17 protein-coding genes and 1 riboswitch are annotated in these 23,424 nt (G+C 46.6%); of the genes, 5 read left to right on the top strand and 12 right to left on the bottom strand.

From position 1 onward, the window contains the following. The first annotated feature begins 180 nt into the window (after window positions 1-180). The 3 genes from AC3CIC_RS09090 to AC3CIC_RS09080 all read left to right on the top strand — a co-directional run bounded on the left by AC3CIC_RS09090 (window position 181) and on the right by AC3CIC_RS09080 (window position 6,126). Window positions 181-2,457, top strand: a complete 2,277-nt coding sequence (locus tag AC3CIC_RS09090) for a hypothetical protein (protein WP_488514389.1) — start codon at window positions 181-183, stop codon at window positions 2,455-2,457. A gap of 4 nt (window positions 2,458-2,461) precedes the next feature. Further along, on the top strand, window positions 2,462-4,366 hold the full coding sequence (locus AC3CIC_RS09085; RefSeq protein ID WP_488514388.1) for a toxin-antitoxin system YwqK family antitoxin: 1,905 nt from the start codon (window positions 2,462-2,464) through the stop codon (window positions 4,364-4,366). A gap of 92 nt (window positions 4,367-4,458) precedes the next feature. Then, window positions 4,459-6,126, top strand: a complete 1,668-nt coding sequence (locus tag AC3CIC_RS09080; RefSeq protein WP_488514387.1) for a toxin-antitoxin system YwqK family antitoxin — start codon at window positions 4,459-4,461, stop codon at window positions 6,124-6,126. Between the two features lie 291 nt (window positions 6,127-6,417). On the opposite strand, the gene AC3CIC_RS09075 is transcribed toward AC3CIC_RS09080, so the two are convergent. Both AC3CIC_RS09075 and AC3CIC_RS09070 read right to left on the bottom strand, forming a co-directional pair. After that, window positions 6,418-6,798, bottom strand: a complete 381-nt coding sequence (locus AC3CIC_RS09075; RefSeq protein WP_488514386.1) for a nuclear transport factor 2 family protein — start codon at window positions 6,796-6,798, stop codon at window positions 6,418-6,420. Window positions 6,799-6,814: 16 nt separating this feature from the next. Continuing rightward, the gene (locus AC3CIC_RS09070) at window positions 6,815-7,300 is read right to left on the bottom strand and encodes a VOC family protein (RefSeq protein WP_488514385.1); all 486 of its coding nucleotides are present in this window, start codon (window positions 7,298-7,300) and stop codon (window positions 6,815-6,817) included. A 132-nt stretch (window positions 7,301-7,432) separates the two neighbouring features. On the opposite strand from AC3CIC_RS09070, the gene AC3CIC_RS09065 reads away from it, so the two are divergent. Then, complete coding sequence (locus AC3CIC_RS09065; protein WP_488514384.1) at window positions 7,433-8,368, top strand: LysR family transcriptional regulator; 936 nt, start codon at window positions 7,433-7,435, stop codon at window positions 8,366-8,368. A 63-nt stretch (window positions 8,369-8,431) separates the two neighbouring features. On the opposite strand, the gene AC3CIC_RS09060 is transcribed toward AC3CIC_RS09065, so the two are convergent. After that, complete coding sequence (locus tag AC3CIC_RS09060) at window positions 8,432-8,608, bottom strand: DUF6435 family protein (protein ID WP_017004013.1); 177 nt, start codon at window positions 8,606-8,608, stop codon at window positions 8,432-8,434. 318 nt (window positions 8,609-8,926) lie between these two features. Here AC3CIC_RS09060 and AC3CIC_RS09055 point away from each other — a divergent pair, with 318 nt between their 5' ends. Then, a complete protein-coding gene (locus tag AC3CIC_RS09055; RefSeq protein ID WP_026023945.1) occupies window positions 8,927-9,787 on the top strand; it encodes a PA4780 family RIO1-like protein kinase in 861 nt (286 codons plus the stop codon). A gap of 114 nt (window positions 9,788-9,901) precedes the next feature. On the opposite strand, the gene AC3CIC_RS09050 is transcribed toward AC3CIC_RS09055, so the two are convergent. From AC3CIC_RS09050 to torA, 9 genes are all read right to left on the bottom strand, one after another. Next, window positions 9,902-10,519 carry a CDP-alcohol phosphatidyltransferase family protein gene (locus tag AC3CIC_RS09050; RefSeq protein WP_488514383.1) on the bottom strand — a complete coding sequence of 206 codons (618 nt, stop codon included), beginning with the start codon at window positions 10,517-10,519 and terminating at the stop codon, window positions 9,902-9,904. Next, window positions 10,512-11,210: an ATP-binding cassette domain-containing protein gene (locus AC3CIC_RS09045; RefSeq protein WP_488514382.1), complete on the bottom strand. Its 699-nt coding sequence runs from the start codon at window positions 11,208-11,210 to the stop codon at window positions 10,512-10,514. Before AC3CIC_RS09045 ends, AC3CIC_RS09050 begins: the two co-directional genes overlap by 8 nt. Continuing rightward, window positions 11,173-12,879 (bottom strand): ABC transporter permease, encoded by a 1,707-nt coding sequence (locus AC3CIC_RS09040; protein ID WP_488514381.1) that lies wholly within the window; start codon window positions 12,877-12,879, stop codon window positions 11,173-11,175. Before AC3CIC_RS09040 ends, AC3CIC_RS09045 begins: the two co-directional genes overlap by 38 nt. Before the next feature lie 40 nt (window positions 12,880-12,919). Beyond that, window positions 12,920-14,059, bottom strand: a complete 1,140-nt coding sequence (locus AC3CIC_RS09035; protein ID WP_488514380.1) for an ABC transporter substrate-binding protein — start codon at window positions 14,057-14,059, stop codon at window positions 12,920-12,922. A gap of 5 nt (window positions 14,060-14,064) precedes the next feature. Further along, entirely contained in the window at window positions 14,065-16,242 is a 2,178-nt protein-coding gene (gene lpdA / locus AC3CIC_RS09030; protein ID WP_488514379.1) for a dihydrolipoyl dehydrogenase, read from the bottom strand. Window positions 16,243-17,483: 1,241 nt separating this feature from the next. Further along, window positions 17,484-18,077, bottom strand: a complete 594-nt coding sequence (locus tag AC3CIC_RS09025; RefSeq protein WP_488514378.1) for a TfoX/Sxy family DNA transformation protein — start codon at window positions 18,075-18,077, stop codon at window positions 17,484-17,486. A 115-nt stretch (window positions 18,078-18,192) separates the two neighbouring features. After that, a riboswitch (cyclic di-GMP riboswitch) is annotated at window positions 18,193-18,287 on the bottom strand. Between the two features lie 313 nt (window positions 18,288-18,600). Next, window positions 18,601-19,611 (bottom strand): HTH-type transcriptional repressor PurR, encoded by a 1,011-nt coding sequence (gene purR / locus AC3CIC_RS09020; RefSeq protein ID WP_488514377.1) that lies wholly within the window; start codon window positions 19,609-19,611, stop codon window positions 18,601-18,603. Window positions 19,612-20,090: 479 nt separating this feature from the next. Next, window positions 20,091-20,738, bottom strand: coding sequence for a molecular chaperone TorD (gene torD, locus AC3CIC_RS09015; protein WP_488514376.1), 648 nt, complete (start codon window positions 20,736-20,738; stop codon window positions 20,091-20,093). Window positions 20,739-20,830: 92 nt separating this feature from the next. Next, entirely contained in the window at window positions 20,831-23,359 is a 2,529-nt protein-coding gene (torA, locus tag AC3CIC_RS09010; protein ID WP_488514375.1) for a trimethylamine-N-oxide reductase TorA, read from the bottom strand. Window positions 23,360-23,424 lie beyond the last annotated feature (65 nt).

Below are 23,424 nucleotides of genomic sequence, written 5' to 3'. Positions count from 1 at the left end.
ACGAGCTAAAGCTGGGTAGCTTACAGAATCAGGATAGAAAGCAGATACAGTTTGCTCTTCGCCAGTGTTAGCGTCACTAAATAACGTTTTCACGCATTCTAAAATGCTTGGCCAGCAATTTAACTTACCTTTTATTTCGCTGGTTCGAGTTGATCATTTACTTCGTTATGGAATATATGGATGTATCCACATAATTATTTAAAGACTCTTTTATTACCGATTATTTTCACTCTGACAGCATGTGGTGAATCTGTCACTTTTTCCCCAGAAATAGGTGATGAAAAACGCTACTGGGCATATGCACATACCACCCGCGATGTGGCGACTAACCCTGAAACAGTGATGCTCAGTGAGAGTTTACTTCACTATAAAGTGGAACAAACGGGAGATGCTCTGAGCTTGCATGTTACTCCTGAGCACTTGCAATTTTCGACAGGGCATTCGGGTTTTTCAAGTGTCGATTCGTCCAAACGTAACCCGCAGATACAGAAAATATTTAGCGCTGGGTTTGATGTTTCGCTGAATTCGGAAAGCGGAGAACTGACCGATTTTACAGCAAGAAATAAAGACCAGTGGGAGTCGTTTGTTAAGCGGGGTGGTCAGATCTTGATGAACAGCTTGCAATCAACCATTAACGCGCCGGGGTTCATCCAATCCATTCCGGTGAAGGTTGGCAGCGAAGTGCAATTGACGAACGTTAAAGGCGTTCCTGTCACATTGACGGTTCAGAGTGTTTCTGAAAAAACGGTGTTTGCGACAATGTCTTCTAAAGGCACAGAGGCTTCTTCGGTAGAACAAAACGTTTTAGGAAAACAGCTGTTTGGTCAAATCGAAATCAATCGATCTACCGGTTGGTTAGAAAAGATGCTTCTTGTGATGAATATTCCCGTAGAGGTTTATGGCAAAACCAAAATGACGCAATTCGCTTTTGCCATGCACTCTGAAGATGAATCGGTAGGGACTTTCGCTGAGATTTTTTACAACACCTATTACGATGAAGAGCAGCATTGGTTTGATATTGTTCCGTTATCTAAGGGGCAGCCAACAAACGAGATGCTGACTGCGGAGGACGTTCTACCTTATCCTCGCGGTATGTTGCTTGAAGAAGAGGCGGGTTTTCGCCTTGCGTACCCGACGGACATCGCTAAGCAGCAACAGATCGGGCGAATCGCATTTCGCGATGTTAGAGGTTATATCGACGGTCAACCTACCAAGGTGAAATTTTCTGCACCGCTAGATCAACAATTCATTGATGAAGGGATGAATGTCTCAGCGCATATTCAGCCCTTGGGGTGGCAGATCGAGCGAGAGCTAAATGATCTGGAAACCGTTGCTGCTTACGTTGATTACTACAACGTTTCGGAGACACGTTACAACGTACCGTGGACTGGTGGGAAAACACAAACGTTCCAGTTGGGAGAGATAACGCTTACTGCCACCTTGGTTACAGGTACACATAATGAGTACCGACTTGAATATAAGAATACTGTTAATAGCCGATTAGCGTTAACTGTCGGCGGACTTCAAGGTCAAATCAGCTTTCCATCAGATCCTAACCTCCCGTCGTGGTTGGCCCCGAGTTCAAAACAAATGCTCAGCTTCTTAGGAAATTCAGTTCTCCAACAGAATGCTATTGCAGTGAAGCTCATTTCAGCACCCACTGAAGTGACCTTCATTGTGCATAGTCAAAGCGAAGTACCGAGTTTTACACGTGAAGTAGTTTTTTGGGATCAAGCGTGGTTCTTGTCCAGTGCTGAAATGCCGCCTATGGGTCTAGTGCCTTCAGAGAGTTATTTGTTTGACGCGGAAGACCTTGCAACGTCAAGCGAGTCAGAATCAACGTTTGATTTTAACCATGACCTGCACATCGATACCGAATCTCCTCACAACGCGGTCGTTGCACTGCCTTATGTATGGGAGAACGTGTGCCAATTTAGTATTGATAATACGCCGCACGTTAGCGGCCATCCTTTGGTATGGAAACCGCAACCGAAAACAAGCAATGACGTAGCGGGTGGGCCGACAAAGATTGAAGACAACACGACGGCGTATCAATTTACGACGCCAGATGGCATACGACGCTATTTCTATGACATGAAAGTTACAACGCGTTTATCGTGTGAAGGAACGCCGTCATGGGAAGAGATGGCGCTTGCCCCGAGTCCATTTCCTTGGCTGATTGATGTGAGTAAGGTAGTCGATTTTGACCCTCAGCAATCAGTGAAACAGTTCATCAGCGGATACCGAATCTACAATAAACATGGTGAACCTTTGTCACCCATCGATCGATATGGCAAAGCGCTGACTGCAGGCGATAGCCCGCTTTCAGAGGCTCTTTTTGATGGAACCTACATCAAAATGTCAGGCAAGATCTCTCGCATTGAGCACTTCAGTGTGGAGGGTGAGCCGTTAGAGAGAGTCTTCGTGACAATGTTCCCACCGCTGGCGAAAGGATAAGACGATGAAGTACTTATTAATCCGCATATTTGCCCTCGTTTCGTGGTTAAGTGCGACAGTTACTTGGGCTGCCCCAGTTTGGCTTGATGTCGATTGGAATATTGTCAGTTCTGAGCCTGAAGCTAGCTATTATCTTGCTGAACCTATGGTTGAAAGTGATGGTGTATGGCCCGTCTCCGTCTATTTCCAAGGTGGTGAAATACTCAATTTCAAAGGTACCTTGAATAGCGCTGATATCTCTACAGGGAAATCGGTGGGTGACTATGAGATCTATCGTGAAAATGGAAACCTACTGACAACGGGTGGCCGCAATGACAAGGGGCAGTACGAAGGGTTAACCCGTTTATATGACGAAAACGGCGTGCTAATTGAAGAAGCTGATTTTCTTGCGGGTAAAAGGCATGGAATAAATAGAAGTTTCTATCCAGATGGTAGCGTTGAAGAAGAGTATACGAATCGTAATGGCATCAAAGAGGGAGAGAACATCCATTACTTCGCAGATGGAACGGTGTCACACCGCTTTCACTTTGTGGATGGGAAATCCGATGGCGTTCAATGGTATTACTACCCGAGTGGTGCCATTCGTTACAAGGTCCACTACAAGATGGATAAAGTGCATGGCGAATACACTAGCTACTATAAAAACGGCCAACTTTCGCATCAGCTCCCGTATGTAAATGACAAGCAAGAAGGGGTGGGTTATTCCTACAACGAAAAGGGGTTCGTGTACTTAGAAACGCCATATAAAAAGGGGAAGAAGCATGGTGTTGTTCGTGGCTGGTATGTAGAAGACAAATTGCGCTATGAAGAAAACTACGTTGCGGGAAAGCAACACGGTGCGGTGACTCACTATTATGAATCGGGCAACCTAGAGCGCGTTAACCACCTCGTTAAAGGAAAACAGCGCGGTACTCAGCGCTTTTATTTCGATCAAACTGATGCTCTGCAAGAAGAATCCATCATAAACGATCATGGCAATGTCACGTCCAAACTTCGATTCAACAAAGATGGTGACATCAACTATGAATATGTGGCCTCTTACCCCAACCAAAGAGAAATCAGCGATGAGAAGAAATATCGCGACGGTGTGCTGATTTCGCGTATTCAAACAAATGCTCAGAAGAAGTGGGAGTTGGAAGAGCGCTTTGACAACAATGGCCAGCTAACTCGTCGCTCGGAAGAGGTTAACGGAAAACGAAACAAGGCTTTTATCCAATTGGATGTCTACACAAACAACATAGAAACGACCCATTACCAACATGGGGTGCGCCATGGCAAGCGCCTTGTTGTTTCGTCAACGGGTGAACCAGTAGAAAGTGGCACTTACCATCAGGGTAAGAAAAGCGGTGCTTGGGTTATGCACTTCGATGGCACCGTACGCACTGAGAACTACAACCGCAAAGGCCAATTACATGGCGAACTGACCCAGGTGAACGCGAGTGGTCAGCAAACCACGTCGGAGCATTACCTCAATGGCAAACGTCATGGCTTGACCGAAAACTATAACAACCAAGGCATGTTACTCGCTAAGGGGAACTATGTTGGTGGTCAAAGAGACGGCCAATGGCAACATCAAGAAGACTATGAGTACGATGTTGTGATTTGGTCAGGCGAATATCAACAGGGCAATAAAGTCGGAAAGTGGTTTGCGCAATCAGCGGCGGGTTATGAATTGGGTCGCCAGCAGTTTGATACTCAAGGTCGTAAGCAAGGAACATTCTACTACTTTGGCGAAAGCGGCGATGTAAAACGCGTTGAGCGTTATGTCGATGGTGAGCTGGATGGCGATGTCGACACTTATGGAACCGATGGTCATATTTACGAGACGCAACGTTATGACATGGGTACATATGTGAAGAACAATGACGAAGACAACTCGTCGTCATTCCTGTTTGGTGACGACAAGTAACCATAGACATAGCACGTGCAATATCTTGGCACCCAAAAGGGTGCCATTTTTAATGTGAAACCCATTTAGTCAAAAGCATAAACGAGGGATTGATGCGCTTTTTTACTCTAATTTCACTCATGATTATATCGTTGAGCATGATTTCACCCGCTTTTGCCGAACGAGTATTACTTGATGCCAATTTAAAGGTAGTGACGGGTGATAAGAAAGCCACGTACTACATGACGGAGTCACTGACAGAGAAAGAAGGAAAGTGGCCTGCGGTGGTCTATTTTATTGACGACGACACTGTCTATTTTAAAGGTGGCTTCAATGGAAAAGAACCTGCGAAAGCAAACATCGTGGGAGACTATGAGTTCTATACATGGCTTGGGGCTATTAAGTTTAAGGGACACAAAAATAGCGAAGGCAAAGAGCACGGATTGAAGCAGACATACTCATCTGGCGATTTAAATAAAGAACAACACTATGTAAACGGTGTTTTGAATGGGGCGCAAAAGGTCTTTTATTCAAATGGTCACGTGTCTGAAGAATTTGAAATGCTGAATGGAAAACAAACGGGTGAAAGTATCAGCTATCAGTATGACGGTTCTGTCAGGTCTTTGACCACATGGCTGGATGGAGAGCAGCATGGGCCAATGTTTAGCTACTACCCAAATGGCAATGTCAATGACGAGATGAACTTTCAACATGATCAGCGCCATGGAAAATACCGAGCGTACTATTTTGACGGTCAGCTAAAGAGTGAAGGTCAATCCGCATTTAGTCAGTATGAAGGTGTGTTTAATCGGTACGACCAAGACGGGAACAAAATTCAACAGCAAAACTACAAGAACAATGTAGAGCACGGTGTGACGCTGAATTGGCATGCCAACGGCCAATTGTCTTCTAAGCAACACTATGTCGCTGGTGAACTACACGGCGCTTCCACTGAATATGACGAAGCCGGAAATACCACGAAAACATTTATTTATGTAAATGGAAAGAAAGTGGGTGAGCAGCGTGTGTTTCACAAGCAAAGCGATATGGTCGAGTTCATTTATGAATACAACACTGACAGTCGTTTGATCGCGAAAAAAGAACTCAATCAACAAGGCGAGAAAACCTTCGATCTTTCTGTGAGTTTCAATGAAAACGGCGAACGCATCAGTGATGAATATCGATATCGAAAGGGTGTTGTCATTTCAAGGCGTCAGGAAGATGAAAGTAAGGCTTGGAAGCTGACTGAGTTTTTTGACGAAGGCGAGCTAACCCATCGCACAGAAACCATTGATGGCAAATACCACAACCTGTATTTCACTCAACTCGTGGATCATAAAGCGAGGAAGCAGCACTATAAACAAGGTGTTCCTCATGGCAAGTTTTCGGTGACGCAGTTTGGCGAAATCATCGAACAAGGTGAATATTTTGAGGGCGCGAAATACGGTTATTGGGAACATGATTGGGATGGTAAGCGCGTCTTTAATTATAACAAGAAGGGCGAATATCATGGTGAAGTTAAAAAATACTACCGATTGGGCGGGTTAGATCGATTGGACACCTATGCCAACGGTATTCAACATGACCCTCAGAGTCATACATGGAAGACGGAACGCTTTGGTCGAAAGGTAACTTCATGGATGGCAAAGAAGAGGGGGAGTGGCAAACCATTATTCCTCGAAAGAGTAAGACTGCAATGTGGACGGGTCTTTATCGCTCAGGTGAGAAAGTGGGTATGTGGACAGGACAATATCCTGATGGGACCGATGCTGGCGAAGTGATGTTTGATAAATGACATCTGGTTTTCTTTGAAGCCTTAATAGGGCTTAACAAATTCTTGTGTGTTTAAAGCCCGACATGGACGTGACCACCCAACATAAACTCACCCGTGCTGGTGGTGAGGTCAAAGGATGTATTGGCTTCAAGCCCAAACGACTAGCACTTAAGCCTTCGGCGATATGCTTGTGCATGTTAATCGCATGCGGAGTGGGCGAGAGCATAATAGTAGGAAGGGCAGTCATGTCAAAATTGAGAAACCGAGTACGGCACAGAGCTCGGTTTTTACGTGCGTTTTATAAACCTGAAATGTCTGCGAAAACCAAATAGTCCTCAATCAACCCATTTTTCACATCTAAGAACGTAGAGAAAACGGCTGAGTATTCACTGCCATCTAATCTCACATAGTCCACGGTACCAAAACAACTGATACGAGTAGAATCCGTATGATCAGAACCTTGAAACATAATGTCATCGATGGTGTGTTTCATGGATTCTATGCTGGAAAAAAACTGGCGATTCCCCTCCAAAATCTGAGCTTTGTTCGTCACTTCTGGGTAGTTACCCAGACGAAAACGACTCTGCTCACTCAGTGCGGCGTTTAGATAATCGACGTCTTTATTGTCTACGGCTTGGTATAAGTTGCGTACTAGGGTGTCGACTTGTTGGTTGTCCATGCTGTTCTACCTCTATTTATGCGTTGGTTGTTATTTTGTTTGTCTGTTTCTTTTCAAGCTCACCACTTTCGCCGCCATACATGTTTTTCTCTGAAGGCTTTTCGCTGTTGTACTGAATAAACTCAAACTGAAAGCCGGCGGGATCGTTGTAATACACCGTTTGTCGGAAAGGATGGTGGCGGCCTTTGATATCAACGCTAAAGCCTTTTAGTGATAAGCGGTCAATGATGCTTTCAAGGTCGTCCACCACAAAACCGATATGTGCGACGCCTGGCTCGATGCCTTTGACACTTCGAATGTTACCGACGGCACTGTCGTTTAGCGTCAGGTAATAATCATCGTCGCCGACGTGCAGCCAATGACGCGTGGAGGCATTGTCACCAAAACCCCACGTCATATCGCCTTCCCCACGCACTCGCCATTGCGGAAATGCAGTGAGTAAGAATGCCAGTGTGGGTTGAATGTCTTCCATAACAAGGTTTACATGTTCTAAGCGCACCATAGGGATCTCCAATTTGCAGCTGGTATGTGCTAAGTCGATGGTGAAACTTTATACCGAGGACCTTGTATTAACAATATGGTTACATGTAGACTCTGGGTTGAGTTTTTCTCAACAATAGAGTGGGTGGATTTTTTGGATACGATTAATGCGATCCCAATTTTTGTCGCAGTCGCGGACAGTGAGGGCTTCTCTCGTGCCGCGCAAGTGCTAGGTGTTTCTAAATCGGCGGTGAGTAAGCGCATCACTCAGTTAGAGGAGCAACTCGGAGCGCGTTTGTTCCACCGAACAACAAGAAAGTTAAGCCTTACCGAGGCGGGGGAGCGATATTATGAATATGCCGCTCAAGCCAACCGTGCAGCGCAGCAAGCCGAAGATGCGGTGGGTGAAATGCAAGGTGAGCCAAAGGGACGATTGAAAATCCTGTTGCCGATGACGATTGGCCAATTGCACATTGCGCCGCTTATTCCTGCATTTCTTGAACAATATCCTCAACTAGACATTGACCTTATTTTGGATGACAGTGAAATTAATCTCGTTGAGCAGGGCTTTGATCTGGCGATACGCACGGGCGGAGAGTTATCAGACTCTACGTTAGTGGCGCGCCGTTTGGTGCCGTTACATAGCGTCGTGTGTGTTTCCCCGTCTTTTTATCAAAAAAATCAACATCAGCTCAAAACGCCTCATCAGCTGGTGGATGTGAATTGTCTTATTTACAGCTATTCCAACAATGCGTATGTATGGCAGTTTAAGTCCGTAACTGGAGATGTGCTTAAAGTGAGGGTGACTGGTAATTATCGCGTGAACAATAGTGCCTCGCTTCGTGATGCAGTGATGGCGGGAACGGGAGCGGGCAGGTTACCTACTTTTGTCGTCGGAGATGCTATCCAAAAGGGCGAGTTAATCGCATTATTTCAAGACTATGAAATGCCCTTTAAAAACCTTTATGCCGTTTACCCAGAACGCCACTATTTACCAGCGAAAGTGAGGGTGTTCCTAGATTTTATTGTCGCAAAATTGGGCAACGGGACTGCACATTGGGATAACTTTCAGTCCAATAGCGTCAAATGAAAAAGCGGTAAGACAGCAGGATAGAAAGCGACCTAAAACGACACAGCATAAAATGAAAGACAACTACTTGGCTTCGCTTTCAACGCGTTCAATCTCTTTCCAAAGCTCTTCTGCTTCTGCGGTTATAAAAGCATAAGCATGCATATCGCCGTTACGCTGTGCTTGCATGGCGCGTTCTAAGGTTGCGTTATAGCGCGTGCGTAGTTTCTTTGTTGGGTCTTTCTTGAATAATGAAAACATAAGTACACCTTTCAATTACGTCATAACAGTGGCTACGTTTGCCAACGGTTACAAGATCACCATAAGATCATTGTAGTCATGATATGCATCGCAATACGACGGTTTGATGGACGCAGTTGCTCAATATGGTAACGATGGTAAATGACATTTATCTTCGATAAATCGTGTTTTTCATCGTGACTTGGGTGTTTTAAACGACTAAATGCGCTTCATTGTTGTTGGTTCTTTACTTCTTTCGTCTGTCCCACTATTGTGCCTCAATCACTGTCGCCCCAAGTGAAAAGCATGTTTGCGGGGTTATTCACGTACGAAGGTGGAATGAAGATACCGACAAGATTATTGCCATTGGTTGAGGATGGCATGGTTGATGAAGTGATTTCTCAGCTAATGAGTGGCAAAGAAGCTGACGTTTTTGTTGTTTCAAGCAACGGAAACATTTGCTGCGCCAAGGTGTATAAAGAGATCGATCAGCGTAGCTTCAAGAAAGCCGCCGCGTATCGTGAAGGACGCAAAGTCCGTGATAGTCGCCGTGAGAGGGCGATGTCTAAAGGCTCTAAATTTGGCCGAGAAGAAGCAGAAAAAGTGTGGCAAAACGCCGAAGTGGATGCGCTGTATGCGCTGTCCGCAGCAGGTGTTCGTGTTCCTACGCCGTACGGTTGTGTTGACGGCGTGCTATTGATGGAACTGGTCACTGATGACCAAGGCAGCGTTGCACCACGCCTGAATGATGTCACCTTAACGAAAGAGCAAGCGTTGAGGGATCACGGTACCGTGATCCAAGATGTTGTTCGAATGCTTTGTGAAGGCATTATTCATGGTGATTTATCGGAATTTAATGTACTGGTTGATCATCTTGGGCCTGTCATTATTGACTTGCCACAAGCGGTCGACGCATCAGCAAACAACAATGCTAAATGGATGCTAGAACGTGATGTGAATAACATGACGAACTATTATGGCCAATATGCGCCTGAGCTTATCGGTACGCAATACGCGAAAGAGATGTGGGCTTTGTATGAAGCTGGCGATCTCACGCCAAATACCGAGTTAACGGGTGTATATGAAGACGATGGCGAGGACGCCGACGTTGATGGTTTGATGGCCGAAATTAATGCTGTGATGGAAGAAGCGAGATTACGAAAAGAGCGTCGGCTGGAAGCAGAATCTGACCAAGAGTAATCTTCTTCTCTGTTTTGAATATATAAAAGACCAGCATTCGTGCTGGTCTTTTTTTGTGCTAGTCAAAGCATGATCACCAAAGTGATGTGTTCTTTGAGACAGCTATTTTTTTGCTTAATCAGCACGCGTGTTTAGCGTGTTGTAACCCGCCCAAATTCGGGTCGCTGTTGTTACCCAACAGAGTGCACCAAACGTCCAAGCAATTTCCGCAAAGTAGTTCGGGAAAAGACAAAACAGGACTAAACACGCAATGGTTTCTGTGCCTTCAGTGAGCCCACCAATGTAATAAAGTGATTTGCTTTTATAAACGGGGTTTTCGATGTTTCGCTTGCTCGCCATGATGGCAAACGCCAGAAAGCTCGAACCTGTCCCCATAAACGAAAACACAAGAAAGGTGGCCGCGACGGCGTTTTGTTCAGGGTTTGCCAAGGCGAATGCAAACGGGATCATGGAATAAAACAGAAAATCGAGCGTGATATCAAGAAACCCGCCTGCATCGGTAATGCCTTGCCGACGCGCTAGCGCACCATCGAGCCCATCAAATACCCGGTTTAGCACAATAAACAAAAGCCCTAACCAATAATGCTCCATCGCAATAGCGGGGAGTGCCAGCATGCCGATCAGAAAGCCGGATACGGTCACCTGATTGGCGGTTAGGCCAATCTTGTCAGGCAGCTTGGCGGCTTGTTTGAGGGGCCAGCGAATAAGGGTAATGGCATAACGATCAAGCATGTTTTTGCTCCGGTCTAAGGAAGCCAACGCGAGGGGATGATGCAGATGGTGCGTTTTCAGGCGCAACGGGCCAATTCAGCAATGTGCTTTCCACGGGGACATCATCTTCATCGTGCGTCACCATCACGGCCGCGATGTTTCTGTTCTTGATTTGTTTAAACACGAAGGCACGAAATGATTTTCGAAGCGGTTTGTCGAGTTTGCTGAAAGGCTCATCCAACAGGATCACTTTTGGGTGTGATAGTAGAGTACGCATTAGGCTGATTCTCGCGCGTTGACCGCCGGAAATCTGATCGGGCGCTTTGTAGGCAATATCTCCCAGTTCGATTTCTTCTAGCGTTGCGAGGGCGCGTTCTTTTTTCTCTGTGGCGCTCATGGTATCGGGTAAACCGAACGCCAAGTTCTGCCACACGCTAAGGTGCGGGAAAAGCAGATCATCTTGAAACAGAATACCGACGGCACGCTTTTCTGCGGGCAATGCCAAAATGCTTTTATCGTTAACGCGAATATCGCCCTGACAACTGAATTCAGGCGAAAGATGACCTGCAACGGCGCTGAGTAATGTTGATTTACCGCAACCACTTGGGCCCATGATCGAGAGAATGTCGCCGTTCTCGACGTCAAAAGACATGGCTTGAAGCAATGTGGATTGCTTAGATTTTATAGTCAGGTTTTGTACGGACAAACTCATTCATTGTGTCTCTTGTTTGTTCTTGCTTTGCAAGGCGACGACGAGGGTCGGCGAATCGGCTGGCAGCGAGTGCAAGGCCAAAAAATACCAGAGGTAGAAAGGCTTGGATTAAGCCATATACCGCGCTGATGCGGCGGTCTTGTCCACTGGCGAGGCTAACGGCCTCTGTGGTTAATGTGGTGATACGTCCTGCACCTAACAGTTGCGTCGGCAAATATTGGGAGAAACTGACGCTAAGACCGACGGCCCATGCGAGTAAAATGGCAGGCAGTACAATGGGTAGTTTCACTGCCCACCATGCTTTTGTGGCACTGTGACCTAAGCTTCTCGCCGTTTGTGTCAGACGTTGATCGAAAGAACGCCATGGGCCATCTAACGCTAAGTACACATACGGGAATGCAAAGAGAATATGCGCCCAAATCGTAGCAGGGACATGCCATTGCCCCGGCAGAATGTAGATCGCGATTTGAATACCAAACAAGATAGACAACTGAGGGATCAACATGGGAATGGCAATGACCAACTGCGGCACTGATTGATGGTATTTGTCTCGATACTCCAAACACCCTACTGCAAAAATCAGCGCGACGGTGGCAGAGACTAAGCCAAGGATCAGGCTGTTTGCCGCGAGCGCTAATAAGTTCGACGCTTCTTGTTCCCAAAAGCGCGTGCTAAGACGTGTCGGCCAAATATCCGGAAAGCGCCAGCGAAATGCAAAAGACCACACCAACAAAATAGGGATCATCAAAAAGGGCAGTACCGCGACCAGCTTGAACAAATGTTTACCGGGAAGATGAAACATTTTGCTGCCGCTAAATTGCCAGTTTTGCCAGCCGCAAATCAATATGAACTCTAGCAGTCGATATATAGACAGTGTGCCAAAGCACAATATAAACAGCGTAATCGCCCCTGCGGCTGCGCGGGGGAGTTCTAGTAGGTCAGGGTCATTGAACCATTGCCACACCAACACAGCGAACGTAGACGGTGAAGAAGGGCCAAGGATCATGGCAACATCAACCACTGACAAGCCGTAAGCCAGCACGGCGTAGATCGGGAAGCGCATTTTGGGTAGCCATTGAGGCAATACCACTTTTAGCCATGCTGCGCTTCGGTTGTAGCCTAAACTTTGCGACGCCGCGAGTAAGCGATCAACCTGCATTTGGCGTAGTACCGACAAGCTCATTAACAGCAAGAAGGGCGTCTCTTTTATCGCAAGGGCGATTACTAGCCCGATACCGTTGCTGTCTTGCACCAAGGACCATGTGTAGGGCGTTGTTTCTTGCGTAAACAGTGCGAAGAAACGAAACAACCAACCAGAAGGGGCGAAGGTGAGGGCAAAGCCAATGGCAAAAGCGACGTGGGGCATGGCGAGCAGAGGCGAGAGCCATTTTTCTATTCGGCTCCATCCTGATGTTCCCCAGCAACGCTGCAATATCAGAAAGGTAATCAGTACCGCTAATAAGGTAGCGGTTACGCCTGTAAAAAGCGTGAGTTGCAGGGCTTTTCCGCTACCCGGCCAAGCCATCATGGCATACCAGCCATCAAGATTGGGTTCGGTTAACCCTAAAACGGGAAGGTAGCTGGTGGCAGAAAGCAACACGCCACCCAGCCCCGGAATTAAGGGTAAACAACACACTGTCAGCGTCATCAGATACAGCAGACGTAACATATTTACCCCTTAGCAATTGATAATGTTTGGTACATTATCGTTACTGGCCGTAACGCTCAAGCCATGCTTTTTCTAGCGCGACTTGCCAGCTTGGGTGCGGTTCAGCCTGAGACTTGAACAGTGGCTTGCTGCCAACGCTGGTTAGCGAAACAACCGCTGGATCGCCCCAGATGTCACTGTTCGCTTTGCGAGACTGTGCTTCTTCACTCATCAAGAAGTTAATCGCAACCAGTGCGCCTTCTTTGGCATTGGCATTCCATGGAATACCCATAAAGTGAATGTTCGACAGTGCGCCGCTATCAAAGGCAAAGGTTTTTGCTGATGGCGCGAGGGTGCCGTTTTTAACCGCCGTTTCTGCCGCGTTCGGGTTGAAGGTAATGGCTAACAGTAATTCACCATCATCAAGCAATTGCATGGTTTCTGTGCTGCCAGCAGGGAATTGTTTGCCATTTCTCCACGCAACCGCATGTAACTCATCCAAATACGCCCAAAGTGGCGCGGTGATGTTGCTAAACTGGGCTTCATCAACCGGTTGATACAGCGGTGTTGTGTCAGTGGCTAACTCAAGCAGAGCGGCTTTTAAAAAGCTTGTACCGTGGAATTGCGGTGGCTTCGGGTAGGAGACTTTCCCCGGGTTGGCTTTTGCCAGACTCAGCATTTCGACAAATGAGGTAGGTGGATTCGCCAGTGTTTTCTCATCATGAATAAACACTAATTGACCCACACCCCATGGTGCTTCAAGGCCTTCTGTGGGTTCTGTGAAGTCTTCTTTTACAGGAAGCGATTTATCGACAATTCGCCAATTAGGAAGCTGCTCTGTAAACGGTCCGAACAATAGACCGTTTGCTTTCATAGATTTGAAGTTCTCACCGTTGATCCAAACCATATCGACACTGCCGCCTTCGGTTTTACCTGCGGCTTTCTCAGCCACTAAACGGTTAACGGTTTCTGCAATGTCGGACACTTTAACGTGTTGAATAGTGACACCGTAACGGATTTCAAGCTCTTCATTTGCCCAGCGTAGGTAGGCATTGATTTCTTGGCTGCCACCCCACGCATTAAAGTAAACCGTTTGCCCCTTGGCATCTTTCTCAATCTGTTCCCAGTTAGACGGGTCAGCAGCCATGCTGACCGAACTAAAAGCGAGCGCACATGCAGTGACGATTGATGTGAAGTTCATTGTGCTTAATCTTCCTTTTTGATTGGTTGTGAGCCATTGCTTTTTGACTCATTACGCATCCAAGCGTGAAATTTCTCTACCCAAACAAGCAAACCCTGCGGCGCATTGTTTTGCTTCCAAACACCTGCTGTGTATTTCGTCGCTTCACTCATGGTGGGATAGGGGTGAACCGTACCAAGAATTTTATTCAAACCGAGGCCATGTCGCATCGCAAGGGTAAATTCTGCGAGCAAGTCCCCAGCATGTGAGCCGACAATGGTCGCGCCGAGAATCTTGTCTTTGCCTTTGGGGGTGATGACCTTAATAAAACCATGATCTTCACCATCAGCAATGGCGCGATCCAAATCGTCAATGCCGTAGTGGGCAATCTCGTAATCAATCCCTTGGGCAATGGCTTCTTTTTCATTAATACCAACACGTGCCACTTCGGGGGCGGTGTAGGTGGCGGCTGGCATGACAGAGTAATCGGCCTTAAATTTCTTAAAGTCACCGAACAGAGCATTCACTGCGGCATACCATGCTTGGTGACCCGCAGCGTGAGTCAGCTGGAATGGGCCTGCAACATCACCCACCGCAAAAATGTTGGGGTAATTGGTTTGCAGATAATCGTTCACCTTGACGGTACCGCGCTCGGTAAGTTCAACACCGATGTCTTCAAGGCCAAAGCCTTTGGTATTTGCAACGCGACCAAGAGCGAGCATAACATGATCAAATTCAACGACGACTTCTTCTCCGTTCTTATCAAGATAAGCGCGTTGCTTGTCGCCATCTTTCTCAAAGCGGGTCGCTTTGTGCCCAAGAAGGATATTTACGCCATCTTCCGTTAGACCTTTGACGACTAACGCTGCGGCGTCCGCGTCTTCACGAATAAGCAGTTGGTCAGCCATTTCTACCAAGGTGACGTTCGAACCAAGGCGAGAGAAACTCTGCGCAAGTTCTGCGCCGATAGGACCACCGCCGAGTACCAAGAGTTTCTTAGGCAGTTCTTGTAGCTCCCACACGTTGTCAGAGGTCAAATAGCTCACCTCTTGTAGGCCAGGGATGCCTGGAACGAGAGGACGAGCACCCGTTGCGATAACAATGTTCCTTGTGGTCAAGCGTTCTCCGTTTACCTCTACTTCCCACGGAGAGAGGATTTTCGCTTCACCTTGAATACATTCCACACCAAGCTTTGAATAACGCTCTACGGAGTCATGAGGTTCGATATCAGCGATCACTTGATGTACTCGACCCATCACTTGTTTGAAATCGACCGTCGGCTCACCCGCATTCACCCCAAACTCTTTGGCGCGGTTGATTTCGTGCACAGAGTGTCCCGCGCGGATCAGGGCTTTGGATGGGACACAACCCGTGTTTAAACAGTCACCGCCCATTTTGTGTTTTTCAATCAAAGTGACTTTGGCTTTCACTGCCGCGCCGATATAGGTCGTGACCAAACCGCCAGCACCCGCGCCAATGGCAATCAGGTTTCGGTCAAAGGTGACGGGCTTTTGCCATTTCGCGTACACACGGCGTTTTTGGATAAAGTTCATAATGACCTTTGCAATAATTGGGAATAAACCGAGCAGCACTAACGACAGCAACACACCGGGAGACACAATGCCGCTCAATGAATCAATTTGTGCCAATTGCGTACCGGCGTTGATGTAAACCGCTGTACCCGGCAACATGCCGATTTGGCTCACAACGTAAAACGTTAGCGTGCGGATTGGCGTTAAGCCCATCAGCAGGTTGATAATGAAAAACGGAAAGACAGGAATTAAACGAAGTGTCAGCAAGTAGAAAGGACCATCATTTTTGATGCCTTCGTTAATGGTCGAAAGCTTGTTGCCAAACTTGTTTTGAATAGAGTCCTTCAATAAGAAACGGCTAACCAAAAACGCGAGTGTTGCGCCAATTGAGCTGGCAAAAGAAACCAGCAGTAATGCCCACCAAAACCCAAACAAAGCCGCACCGAGTAGTGTTGCGATTGCGGCACCGGGCAGAGAAAGGGCAGTCATGGTGATATACACCAGGAAGTAAACCAAACTGGCGGTGAGGAAATTCTGTGAAATGGAGTCTTTCAATGCTTCATGCTGAGCTTTGGCATTGTCGAGTGTAAAAAGTGCACCCAGATCAAAAGCAAACCAAGTTACAAATATGGCTGCAATGACAAAGATAATGCTCAACTTCTGTTTGTTCATTTGAAATCCTTTCGTAATAACGTTGTTCAACACCGTCAGGAATGTTCGTACCCTGTGAAATTAGTCACTGTGTTAACTATGGCAAAAGTTTAAAACTGGATTGAGAAAAAACGTATTATCTCAATGAATTAATACAATTATTTACCGACTCTGTGACCCGACAATGTTCTTGCGACAATCGACAACACGTGACGCATAAGTTTCCGACCGTTCCGTATTTTTGCTTGGTGATAAAGACCTGAGGGCAGAGAAATTAATTACATGCTTCCTCAAATTTTTCGATGCTCGGGGCATTTTTAGGCTGCTCGTCTAGAAGGGAGTGTACGGTAATTTGATGAATATTAATGATTTAACGTTAGGAATGGGCATGACGACAACGAATGCATGTTGGTTGAATTTTCGAGTTATAGCGGTGACTTATCGTTGGTTTAAAGAATGGTCGTCACGACAGCCTGAAAGACGCAGAGAAGCCATAAACTAGAGGCAGTACTTAGAATACTGAACAATAAGCAAAGACAAAGGAACAATGGCTAGGGTAGTTGCACCGCCGATATGGTAGTTCCTGTGCCAATATCGCTGCGCGAAACTGTTCATTTTTAAACCCCATATAACAACGGTCGCGTTAATGCCAAAGAAGACAATGACCAAAATCGTTAAAAATGAAGGGGCAAACATACCCTGTTCAAGGGCTGCATAAAACGAGATCGGCAATAAGAAGCAAAAAAACACTGCCCACTTGAATCGTCTAGGCCATTTGCGAAAATGGTCTCGAAATATTCTGTCTATTTGATCGGGAAACGGCTTGCTGTAATGCATCTCATTGTTGCCATTCATCTATCTTGTCTTTTTGGCTTAGTTCAAATTTCGAACAATTGATAATCAACTGAGTGCATTTGTTGTCATCAATGTGACATGTGTCACATTAATGGTGTTCTTGAGGTTTTTTGGCGGTTTAATACAGATCTGAAGAAATGAGAGTATTTTTGACTGAAAACATAGCTTGTCCCGCAGCCAATAAGCAATGGAACATGATGTTATTTTCGGTTTAGTGAGCCTTATTGTCGTAAAAATGCAGTAGGAAGTGTCATGTTTTGAGTGTGAATACAGTATGGAGTGCGATTAGGTTGGCGTTGATAGGGTACTGGTGACAATTAAAACTGAGAAAATGGATATCTAGACCAGTCAGAACAATCTCAAAAAGGAGTGTTGTACTGACTGGATGAAAGCTGGGTTTTGAGGCGTTACTGGTGCAAGGTTTGCAAAAGTTCGTCACGGCGTTGAGGCGTAATCACTGACCAGTGTTTACCTTCTATCGCGCCTTCCAGTGCCCAAAGTAGCTCAAGGCTAAGCGTGTCTTGGTGTGATTTCTGCAAAGCTCGATAAGCTCTCACGGCGCCCTGTGTTTGCAACTGTTCGACAGAATCGATACCTGCTTTTTTTAGCATTCGCTCTGTGGCGAGTCGCAAGTTTGGCAGATCTTTGATACGCGTTGGCGCCGCCGTCTTTTTTTCTTGCTGATCGTCTCTGGCAATGGTGAGTGCTGTCGTGGCATAGGCCATTAACTCGTCAGATTTTACCCACCAATTTTCAGGCACAGCATAGTATTTAGTCACAACAGGGAAGCCGCGTTTTTTGTAGACGTAAGGGCTCATCGCCAGATGTTTGAATTCAGCTTCATTCGTTTGACCAGCACGAAGGTGAAGCTGATCATTAACAACCAGTGCGAACATCGTCTCATCGCAAAATACACCAAACCCACCAAACATAGAGCGGGATTTGATTTTGCCAAGGCATTCGAAGAACTTCAGTGTGTTTTTTAGCGTTGGTTTATCCATGTGACTAATTCTCAATCAATACGTTCCTGGATGAATGGTCAAGGAGCAACGTAGCAAAGCTAATTCAGAGAATTGTCAACGAACCAGAAATATCCGGTATGTGAATGCTAACGTCATCGGTAGCTCCGCTACCACCAACACATAAAATCAGTGTTGTGAGGCCGGAAGCTTTGCGTCCCACGCTTTCGCGATGGTTTGCCTTTTTCTTGACGGGTTTTAGCTTAACTGAATCGCATCATTTTGTCGTTATTGCTGGTCTCATAAAGTGTGATCTTGGTTCAGATAGAATCTTATTGATGTGATTGATAATATCCGGTTGTCTTTGTAATTGAAGTATTTTTGACCAAGATGACTACTTTATAGCTGGGTTTAAGGGTAGCACTAGAAAACTAGGCAATTTACCCTTTAAGAGGTGAGTCGCAATAATGAGGTTGAGTCAGTCGGAAAACTTGCCAGTTAATAAAAAAAGCCCAACCGCAAAAAGTGGTCGGGCTTTTAGAGAAGTACCGCGAGAGCGCGTATTTTACTCGGCGTTGATATTTTTCACCGAACTGCGAATGATGAGCTCTGGTTGCATAACAAAAATCTGCTGTTCGTTCTCTTTATTGGCGAGACGTTCCAATAACAGTTTGATTGCAGTTTTACCCAGTCGATTTTTCGGCTGATGAATTGTCGTCAACGGTGGTGAGAAAAATGCGGCTAGATCAATGTTATCGTAGCCAATAACAGAAATGTCGTTAGGAATGTCTAACCCGGCCTGACGGAAGGTACTGATTGCAGCCAGTGCCATGATGTCATTAAAGCAAAAAACAGCCGTTGGGCGGTCTTCTTGGGCCAATAATGCTTTTGCCGCTTCAACTGCGGAGTCACACTCAAAATCGGCTTCTACAATCCAGTTCGGATTTTCTTCAATGCCAGCTTCTGCCAACGCAGTTCTAAAGCCTGCCAAGCGCGTCTGACAGGTGAGTTTATCTAACTGACCTGAAATACAGCCGATTTTGGTATGGCCGTTGTCTACAAAGTACTTGGTCGCGATATAGCCACCGAGTTCGGCATTGTCTTGAATGCAGTCGGTGTTGACATGTTGCGTGCCCCAATCCATCACAACCATCGGCAGATCTTTCTTTTTCTCTAATAGAATAAGAAGTTCTTCATTCAAGTCAGAACACATCACCAACAGGCCATCTACGCGTTTTTCTGCCAACATGCGCAGGTAGTCGCGTTGCTTCGCTAAGTTACCTTCGGTGTTACACAAGATAAGCGTGTAGCCTTCTTTGTAGCAGTATTCTTCTACCCCATGTACAACTTCCGCAAAGAACGGATTGGTAGATTTGGTGACCAGCATGCCAATCGTGCGCGTTGAGTTACATTTCAAGCTGCGCGCAACTGCACTCGGTGCATAGTTTAAGTCGTCGACTGCGGCCCATACTTTCTTGGTTGTGTTTTCTGCGACAAAGCGTGTTTTATTGATCACGTGTGAAACGGTTGTCGTAGATACACCAGCCATGCGTGCGACATCTTTAATTGTTGCCATTGGGTAATCTTCTTATCGTTTTCATTAGCAGCTTGAGAAATAGTGGCTGCTCAACATGTTTACGCCGCTATGCTAAGCGGCGTAATGGATTCGTTCTTTCTATAGGCGGAGAGACGGACTCTCATCCCCTTGTCGTCGAGGTTTCATCGACACTGCCAGCAACTTGCTTTCCATCAAGTGTGGGAGAAGGGGGGAACGCTGCGGCGGCACTATGACGAGGCGTTTGTAATGTTACAGAAATTTCTCAATGCCAATCGCTTGCGTTCACAGTTTACTGGCTCATGACCGCGCCCGCAATTATTCAATTGAAGCGACTCGCGTAAGCTTGATGCGTATCAAGCTTGCGAAATAGCGGGTTTTTTCTGTTTTCCAAGCTCAAAAAAAGAAAAAACCGGGCTTGCCCGGCTTCATTTATCATAACCAAACACTTCAAAATGCTTGTTTAGCGAGAATTTGTTTGGGTATAGATAGGCACCTTTTTATTCGCCTTTAAGGAACAAAAGATCCAGTGTGATAAATGCAGTGAGCAATGCACCAGCGGCTTTATAAAAACCGAATTGATCAAACTGGTTTAGCGATTTTTGGAAACTACCTAGCCACGGCATGACCATGGTTTCCAAAAATATTTGCTGTTCTTGCATCATGGATTCTTGTTGGTCTTCTTCGGTTTCCTTGTTGGCAAGAATGACCAAGTTCCCTATGAAATCAAGCACAACCGCAAGATGGTCAAACGGTTCATTGAAATCTTTACGTTGAGCAATGCCGTACTTTTCCATCCATTGACCCATCTCTTGCGCGGGCTTATCGTTCAACAGACCGGTTTCACCAATATAAATAGACGCATAAGGCAATGCGCCTGTTTTTGGTGTACTGAGGAATAAACCACAGAAATCAGCGGCTAGCTCGAGTTGTGCATCTTCGCGGAGCTTTAGCGCGGCAAGCGCGTTGCGAAATTCAACGATCGGTGCTTTCAATTCCTCGGTCATGGCTAACGCGGAAAAATAGTTATCCATGTTGCTGCCGTGGTAATTATTCAAATCATCTTGCGTTAATTCACTGGCGAAAAGGGAAGACATCCACCAGTAAAATTCTGCACGTTGTTCGTTAATGGCAATAAATTCTTGCATTGTCATTCCGTTAGTTGAAAAAAAGCACTTTAAGTCTATCTAACATAGAGCAAAAAAGGGCAGCTAAGCTGCCCTTTTCTTCATACTGTCTCTTATGCGATATCCATCGCCGGGAACAGTGGGTTAACGCCGTCAACGTTGATTGGGCCGTTGAAGCCTGTTACTGCAGGTGCTTCACCAGTGTACTTCTCAATCTCAACCAGTGCTGTATGCGCAGAGGTTGCTTGCGCTAACTTAGAGGTGCCGATGTCTACAGTCAGTACGTTTGGATCGCCGTAAGTACAAAGTGTACCCGGCTTGCCGCCTTCAAGTGGCGCATACCAAGCACCTTCTTCAATACGACATACGCCAGCTTTATAGTCGTCAGTCACGACTGCGCCCGCAAGGACCTGACCACGTTCGTTGAATACACGAACCACATCACCAGAAACAATGCCACGTGCTTTTGCGTCAGCAGCGTTGATGTAGCAAGGCTCACGACCCGCGACTGCGTAAGTGTCACGGAACGCGTCTGACGAACACAATTGCGAGTGCAGACGGTAGTTAGGGTGACAGCTTTGCATGTGCAGCGGGTAGCGCTTTGACTTAGGACCGCCATGGCTACGCTCTACTTTTTCGAACCACATAGGGTGACCCTGACAGTCGTCGTAACCCATGTCTGCGATTGTCTTACAGTAGATCTCGATCAGACCTGATGCTGTGCCCAGTGGCTCAAGATCAGGTTCATTACGGAATGCTTGGTGACGAACCCACTCGGTACCTTGAGGGAAGGCAATAAATTGTTCTTCTTCCCAGAATTTAACGAAGTTTGGCATGCGAACGCCAATACCACGGCCTTGCAGACGTGCACCGTTATAGATCTCTTCGATCCATTCCATTTTGGTTTTGCCACCGGTGAACGCTTCTTCGCGATCAAAACGGGTGCACAGCTCGCGGAAGATATCGAAATCGTCTTTCGCTTCAAACATTGGCTCTACGATTTGTTTCATCGCAATAATGCCTTTGTTCGAGTGGTTACCGAATGACTCGATGTCGTTACGCTCGTAAGTTGTCGTTGCAGGCAGAACGATATCAGCAAAACGGCAGCTCGCAGTCCACTGATGGTCAATAGACACGTAGGTTTCCAAGTTACGCCATGCCTTGATCATTCGGTTACGATCTTGGTGCTGGTGGAACAGGTTACTACCACAAGAAATGGCCATCTTAATGTGCGGGAATTTGACTTTTTGGCCATTGAAATCAATGGTATCGCCTGGGTTTTCAAGGCAGTCAACAATGCGCGCAATCGGGATGAAACTTGAGTAACCGTTGTAGCTACCGTTGTGGATAGGTTCAACGCCTGTTACTGAGTTGAAGCCAGACATTAGCGGGCCAGCTGAAGTCACGGTACCTGCATCGTTATAGTGCCAGCCGAAACCGAAACCACCACCAGGTAGACCAATTTGTCCCAGCATTGCCGACACAACGACGATCATCCATGCATATTGCTCACCGTGCTGCATGCGCTGCAAACACCAACCCGCCATGATCTGTGTACGACCACCTGCCATGATGCGCGCGAGTTCGCGGATTTCATCAGCTTGAATGCCACAGATTTTCTCTGCCCATTCTGGGGTTTTCGCCACGCCGTCTTTCTCACCCAATAGGTAAGGAAGGAACTTGTCGAAACCTGTGGTGTAGTCAGCCAAGAACTGCTCATCGTGCAGCTTCTCGGTATACAGGGTGTGCGCTATTGCTAACATCAGAGGCACGTCAGTTTGTGGGTTAACCGCAATCTGCTTGCCACCGAAGTACTTGTATGAAGAGGTTTTCACAGGGTCAACGTGGATAACGTTGATTTCGCCTGCTTTCACTTTTTCAGCCAGTTGCTGGTAGTAACCGTATACGCTGTGGTCTGGGATCTGCCAGCCAACTTGCAGGTTCTTAACCGGGTCGTTGCCCCAGATCACGATAGTTTTCGCGTTTTCCAGAACGACAGGCCACGATGTTTGCTGCTCGTAAACTTCCATTGCGCCAGCAACGTAAGGTAGAACAACTTGCGCAGAACCCGTTGAGTAGTCACCCATTTTCGCTAGGAAGGAGCCATGCAGACCAATACCACGGTGCATCATGGTACCCGCAACGTTCAGTTTACCGACTGATTGCCAACCAGTATTACCGGCGTACAGTGCGCTAGGGCCATAGGTGTTCTGAACACGCTCAAGCTCGTGATGGAAGAAATCAAGAGCCTGAGACCATGGCACACGGACGAAACGGTTTTCACCGCGTTGTGTCGTGTCTGATTTCCAGCCGTGCTTCAGCCAATCGATGCGTACCATTGGGTACTTCACGCGAGAAGGGTTGTAGACCACTTCGCGAACCGCGTTAAGCATTGCGGTTGGGTGTGGGTCGTGCTCAAACGGCACGGTGTCAATCCAGATGCCGTTTTCTACTTTGGCGCGGAATGCACCCCAGTGAGAACCGTGTATCACGTCGCCAGTGAACGTGGTTTTTACGTCAGTTGCGGCCATTGCTGAACGCGGTGCTAATAGGCTACCGCCGATAACAGCACCCGCACTGGCGGTTAACATGCCAGAGAGAAAACGACGGCGGGTAATGCCTTGTAGTTTTTCAGTCGCCATGTAGGAATCCTTATTCTTTAAAAGTTGGTTGGACAGGTGTCAAAACACCTGTCCATTATTTGTTC

The organism is Enterovibrio sp. QJM3NY_24 (assembly GCF_057786035.1).
Note: the sequence above shows the minus strand (reverse complement) of the source record. Positions and strands in the feature narration are given on the sequence as shown.